This window comes from Dellaglioa sp. CoH-57-MRSF-20, assembly GCF_056781955.1.
The window spans coordinates 1-514 of record NZ_JBXAXV010000087.1 but is presented as its reverse complement, the minus strand read 5'-3'; the positions used below and the strand labels follow the sequence as shown (position 1 = coordinate 514).

Below are 514 nucleotides of genomic sequence, written 5' to 3'. Positions count from 1 at the left end.
TCCAGACACAGCTCGATGAAGTGGTTGCCCCCACCCAGCGTCCCCATCTGCTGTTCCATGCGCTTCACGTCGTATTTGCCAACGTGATCCATGATACGCAGGCCCGAAAAGCGCGAGAACAGCTCATCACGCTGACGCTCCAGTGCACGCGCCTCGTTCCCATCGTGGAAGAACTTGACAGGCGAACGATGGTAGTTGAAACCAACCGGCACGTCACGCTCGACTTGGGCGCGCACATCTTTCAGCGAATCCGGCAGCTGGTTGGCCTTGAGGCTGGTCTTAACCGCCACCATGCCACACCCGATATCAACGCCGACCGCTGCTGGAATAACTGCTGCGTTCAGCGGGATCACGGAACCGACCGTCGCGCCCATGCCTGCGTGCACATCCGGCATGATTGCAACGGGACCCGCCAAGATCGGCAGGTTCGAGATATTCGTGATTTGCTTGAGTGCCTCCTGTTCGACTTCCATGTCACCGGTGAAGAAGCGAGCCTTTCCACCCAGCATCTGGC

At 58.8% G+C, this 514-nt stretch carries 1 protein-coding gene; it reads right to left on the bottom strand.

Translation table 11 applies throughout. The annotated features are described in order from the left end of the window. The coding region (locus AC1RPN_RS08250; RefSeq protein WP_481763724.1) for an RtcB family protein at nt 1-514 on the bottom strand (514 nt) is incomplete at both ends.